Annotated in this window: 4 protein-coding genes and 2 pseudogenes; all 6 read right to left on the reverse strand. The window is 58.0% G+C overall.

The annotated features are described in order from the left end of the window. Positions 1-240: transposase (locus tag ACNFCJ_RS23760; protein ID WP_416773858.1), on the reverse strand; the 240-nt coding region annotated here is incomplete at its 3' end. Continuing rightward, positions 233-454, reverse strand: a pseudogene (locus ACNFCJ_RS23765) (transposase domain-containing protein); the annotation flags it as partial. The gene ACNFCJ_RS23760 and the pseudogene ACNFCJ_RS23765, both read right to left, overlap by 8 nt. Before the next feature lie 92 nt (positions 455-546). Then, complete coding sequence (gene ltrA / locus ACNFCJ_RS23770) at positions 547-2220, reverse strand: group II intron reverse transcriptase/maturase (RefSeq protein ID WP_416773855.1); 1674 nt, start codon at positions 2218-2220, stop codon at positions 547-549. Between the two features lie 576 nt (positions 2221-2796). Then, positions 2797-4103, reverse strand: a pseudogene (gene tnpC / locus ACNFCJ_RS23775) (IS66 family transposase); the annotation flags it as partial. A gap of 61 nt (positions 4104-4164) precedes the next feature. Next, positions 4165-4500 (reverse strand): IS66 family insertion sequence element accessory protein TnpB, encoded by a 336-nt coding sequence (tnpB, locus tag ACNFCJ_RS23780; protein ID WP_416773856.1) that lies wholly within the window; start codon positions 4498-4500, stop codon positions 4165-4167. Then, positions 4497-4814 (reverse strand): IS66-like element accessory protein TnpA, encoded by a 318-nt coding sequence (tnpA, locus tag ACNFCJ_RS23785; protein ID WP_416773857.1) that lies wholly within the window; start codon positions 4812-4814, stop codon positions 4497-4499. Before tnpA ends, tnpB begins: the two co-directional genes overlap by 4 nt. Positions 4815-5653 lie beyond the last annotated feature (839 nt).

Genomic DNA, 5653 nt, shown 5'->3' on the forward strand with positions numbered 1-5653 from the left:
GCGCCGGGAGGAGCGGATGCGCTGGAAGTAACCGTACAGATAAAGCTTGAGTAGATCCGCTGGATCATAGCCAGGACGTCCAGTCTTGAGTGGTTCGGCCTTGCTGAAACCTAGAGCCTGCAGATCTAGGCGGGCGACATAGGCCTCGATCACCCGTACCAGGTGATCCTCCGGCACCAGCTCCTCCAATGTGGGAGGAAAGTAAGCGTCCGCCGAACTCACCTTGCGTGATTCAGGCAGGCGCCCACTGATGCGGCAGCAGTTGGCCGACCTCACTCGCCAGCTGCGTCGGCAGGGGTGTCAGCACGTCCTTGAGATAGGCATACGGATCATGCCCGTTCATGCGGGCCGACTGGATAAGACTCATGATCGCCGCCGCGCGTTTGCCGCTGCGTAGCGACCCGGCAAACAACCAGTTCGAGCGCCCCAGTGCCCATGGACGAATCTGGTTGTCGGGTAGTCAGACGCGGTTGCCCGCGTCCAACCCCCTAAGAACCGTGCATGCGAGTTTCCCAGCACACGGCTCAAGCCTCCGCTAAGGCACCTCTAGGCACCCGGTTGTACGTCATCGGCATAGGCAAATTGCACATCCCTCGGGCAGCGCAGGTGGTATATCTCAAGATTAGCCGCCGCGTCCGTTCCGCCATGACCTAGCTTCACAATATGGCGACTATGCCACGGTGTGTCTTTGGTCACCGGCTTGAAGCAGACGCAGCACTGACCGCCCTGTTGCACCCAAATCCGGTACAGCTTGGCTCGACCTTTCGCGGAAGTGAGCATCCTCTTGCCCCAGCGGGACTCGAAGTATTCATCCCAAGCGGGGTCGTGTGGGTTGGCAGCGGCCTTGATCTTGATATGTCGCACAATTGGCGTGTCCGAGGCGTCCAATAACGTGTACTGACGCTTCCGACCATCGGCGGATTTTTCAGCACATGAGAACACCCATCGACGCCCCCCTTGTACTTTGAAATACCGATCCTTCACCCATCGGCGTGTCTTGCGAGGGTGGCGACGTACCGCCCATCGCCAGAGCATTTCCCACACTGCACTGTCCACCTGGTTGAAGACCTTCTTGGCGACGACATGACTGTGATAGTTCGCCCAGCCCCGTAGAACCGGGTTGAGCAAACCTATCAGATTGGTCTGCCGTATCGTTTTGTTGGCCTTGATCAACTCTCGTAGCTTGGCAAGGTGAGCGCTGATATTCGCCTTGGAAGGCTTGATCAAGAGCTTGCCGTTGTACTTGCGCACGTTCCAGCCGAGAAAGTCGAACCCGTTCCCTATGTGCGTGATTTTGGTCTTATCCTTGGAAAGCGTGAGACCACGCTCTGCCAAGAACTCGACCACGGCAGGACGAACTTCATTTTCCAGCCACTCCTTCGAGTACCCGGTGATGATGAAGTCGTCCGCATACCGCACTGCTTGCAGTTTCTTGCCTGTCCATTTGGCGGTAGGAAACCTCTTCGCCAGCATCGCTTCTAGCCCGTCCAACGTCATGTTGGACAGTACCGGAGAGATGATGCCTCCCTGCGGCGTTCCTGCGTTACTAGGGAACAGCTGGCCGTTGTGGATGTATCCGGCGTTGAGCCACTTCTGCAAGATCGCCTTATCCATGGGGATGTTGGCGATCAACCAATCATGGCTGATATTGTCGAAACAGCCTTGAATGTCACCCTCTAGAATCCACTCCGCATTTGCTTTTCGTGACAGCACACCAAAGCACTGTGCTGCCGCATCCGCGGTCGAGCGTTCCGGCCTGAACCCATACGAGTTTGGGTCGGCGGTGGTTTCCGCAATGGGCTCCAAAGCCAGCAGATGGAGTGCCTGCATGGCCCTGCATTTCATGGCGGGTATTCCGAGAGGTCTCGTCTTGCCGTTTTTCTTCGGGATAAGAACTCGCCGAAGCGGAAGCGGCGAGTAGCCTCGCCGCTTCAACGACTCTATCGCACCGATCTTGGCCCTAGGCGTATTCCAAGTAACCTTGTCCACACCTGGGGTATTTTTGCCTTTGTTTTCAGACACCCGTTTCACGGCCAATGCCTTACCGCTGAACGAGTGAGTCAGCAGCCATTGCAGGGCTTTCACCTTGTTATGTTTGCCGTCTTGTACAGCCTTCACAATACGCGCTTGCAGCCCTCTGACACGACGTTGTACGGCAATCCAATCGATGGCTTCCCACGACGTGCCGGAAGGTGCACACGCCAATGCTGCTGCGTTCATTTGCTCTCCTTCCGTTGAAAGGGTTCTACCTACTCTCGTGTGAAGAGAGACCATGAGGACGTCTGCCCGCTTTCGCGTGAAGTGATGTTTCAACTCCTATCCAGCCCATTACAGGATGGCGTTCGCTTTTTCCTCGTTCCTTCGCCCGCACCGCCATGGGCAGTTTTTACAAACGGCTTTCCCTGGCGGGAGCGATACGGGATTTCCACGTTCCGCTTATTGAAGTGCGTCGGGTTAGGTGCCTGCTATCGACCGGGAGGCATGTGGGTCACGAATGCGTAGTCGAAAGACGCGATTCCCACCTCCGTTACCTTTTGGTTCGAGCGTATAAGCCATTTCCGCTCGTTCAACTTAACGATCGTTGCGCAGATTCACATGTGTTCACCATACCAACTATCTAGCCCTTGTCCGGCCATGGCTGCCAGAAGGGTACGCCTCTCACGATTGGTACCCCGCACCTTGCGATGCCTCGTTCCATTGTGGAAGGCGCTCTTGATTCAGCCTTCTAGATTCACCCGGTGACACGGGTGGTTCCCACCAAGGGGAACAACTTCATTAAGCGACTTCGTGTCGCACCTCGACCTGGTTATTGTCGATGGGCACAGCACCATCCTCGACATAGCGAGTCAGTGCCTGCCAGCGTTTAAGGCTGTAATCCAAGGCTTTCGCCGTGGCCGATCCGTTGGGCACAAGATCACGCTGGGCCAGCATCCAGTCATGCAGTGTATCGAGGATCGGTGAAGCCTTTTCCTGTCGTATTCGCCAGCGTTCTTCATCGCTCATGTTCCGTGCTTGCCGTTCGATTTCGTACAAGCTGCCCATCGCGTGCAGTGCTTGTTCGGCCAACTGGCTTTTGTTTGCCGCGTGAAGATCGAAGAACTTGCGGCGGGCGTGGGCCATGCAGCCAATTTCGGTAATGCCTTGCTCGAAGCTGGCCTTGTAGCCAGCGAAGTCGTCGCAGACCAGCTTGCCATTCCACTGGCCAAGAAAATTGCGCGCATGCTCGCCGGCACGGCTGGGGCTGAAGTCGTACACCACGGCCTTCAGATCGGCGAAGGGTGTGGTGCTGTAGGCCCAGACGTAAGCCGATGGGTTTTCTTCTCGCCTGGGGTGAGCATTTGCACCGGGGTTTCGTCAGCGTGGATCACGCGTTGGCCCAGCACGGCTTCGCGCAGGGCATCGACTAGCGGCTGGAGCTGCACGCCGGTTTGTCCGACCCACTGCGCCAGTGTCGAGCGAGCGATGGCCAGGCCGGCACGACCAAAGATTTTCTCTTGCCGATATAGCAGCAAGTGGTCGGCGAATTTGGCCACCATCACGTGAGCCAGAAGGCCGGCGGTTGGGATGCCCTTGTCGATCACCTGGGCCGGCACGGGGGCCTGGATCAGTGTTTCGCACTGGCGACAGGCCCATTTCCCACGCACATGCTGTTCGACGGTGAACACGCCCGGCGTGTAATCCAGCTTTTCGCTGATGTCTTCACCGATGCGTTGCAGTTGGCAGCCGCAGGCGCATTGGGTGTTCTCCGGTTCGTGGCGGATCACGGTGCGCGGAAATTGTGCCGGCAGCGGTGTGCGCTTGGGCTGTTGGCGGGGTTCGGCTGGGGTGGCCGGGGGATTGACGGCTTTCAGCTCCGCCTCGATGGCGGCGATGTCAGTGTCGAGCAGGTCGTCCAGCAAGCTACCTTGGTCAGGGCTCAGTTGCTCGCTACGCTTGGCAAACTTGTGCCGTTTGTACCAAGCGATTTCGTGTGTGAGCTGCTCAATGATGGTTTGATCACGGTGGATCTTCTTGTCCATCACGTCGACCTGCGTGAGCAACTGCGCGGCCAGTGCGCGCAGTTGCTCAGCTGTCAGTTGGTCGAGATTGGGCGAGGAGTTCATGCTGCTGATTGTGTCAGAGCAGACGCTCTGCGCAGATACACCGATGGGCTAATGGCCGGTGCTACAGCACTGTGATCGCGCCGCCCGCACCGACCCGCTGCCAGGGCAGCCCCAGTACCAACGCCTGAAGTTGCTCGGTGTCGAGTTCAACTTCCGAGCCGTGGTGGATGCCTGGCCAGTGAAACTTGCCCTGGTTCAATCGCCGCGCGGCCAGCCAGATACCCACGCCGTCATGCACCAGGACTTTCATGCGGTTGGCGCGGCGATTTGCGAAGAGATAGGCGCAGTGCGGCTTCGCCGCACCGAACACTGCGATCACACGAGCCAACGCGGTTTCAGTGCCCGCGCGCATATCCATGGGTTCGGTGGCGAGCCAGATACTATCGATACGGATCACTGGACGAGCCCCCGGACAAAGCGGGCGCATCCTTCAGGATCGGAAGCTGGCCATTTCACTGTGATCGATTGCTCGCCCAGCGGTAGCTCGATAATCACAGCTGGTTCAACTGGTCGTTTTGGCGTAACTCTCGCAGGAACGAACGCCGGCAACGCCGCTGGCAGTTGATCTCGATAAAGCGGTAGCCACTTGCGAATGACGTTGGCATTGATGCCGTGGTGGATGGCGACGCTGGAAACGGTCGCACCGGGTTGCAGGCACTCCTGAACAACCTGGGCCTTGAACGGTTTGGGGTAAGAGCTTCGTTGGCGCATGGAAATCCCGGCGATAAGGGCTATCGCGTCCGCTTAAAAATACGCGGACACCATCGCCCTTAATGCTGGAGTTCGGAAGGTGACTTGGCCGGACGCTTAGTGCGCCAGTTAAAGCTGGCGAAGGATAGTCGATGAAAGTTCGATACTGGTAAGAAATGGCGAATCAACCAGACCCCGAGTCATGCATGTTGCACCGCGAGGTGCAGGGTGAAGCGTTGACAGGGGAAACCGATGGGCCAGCCATTGAGCCGCGAAATCACAAGTACGGGATGCCGATGCTGTTAAGTTAAGCAGAAGGCAACACGGAGCATGGCGTTTTACGCCAGTCATGCACTGATCCCGCGCGGTCGGAGACCCTGTGCACGTCGGGAAGTCCTTCGCACAGAAACTGGGAGATCTCAGCGGCGCCCGGTGCGCAACCACCGGGCGGAGCAGGAAAGGCCAAAAGCTGTAACCCTGCTGTCTACGCCGCCGAGAAGTCGGATACGTCCGTAGTACCTGAGAAGCCATCGAACAAAGGGCCTGGCCCGGCGGAGGTGGTGGAGGAAAGGGACGCAGCCAAGGGAAACACCAACAAGCCTCCCGCGCCCCGGACACTGAGCCGGATCAGTTGCGCGTCGATGGGACTTGAAGGTGTACGTGAAGCCGTCCGAAGGAACAAGGGCATGCAGTTCACGGCTTTGCTGCACCACATCACACCGCAGTTACTGGCGCAGAGTTTCTATGCTCTACGCCGCGATGCAGCGGTAGGCGTGGACGGCTTGTCGTGGCGGGAATACGAGGAAGGTCTTCTCCAGCGGGTAACCGATTTGCACGCAAGGCTCCACGGTGGAGCCTAT

The organism is Pseudomonas sp. NY15364, assembly GCF_048068235.1.
GTDB classification, from domain to species: domain Bacteria; phylum Pseudomonadota; class Gammaproteobacteria; order Pseudomonadales; family Pseudomonadaceae; genus Aquipseudomonas; species Aquipseudomonas mendocina_D.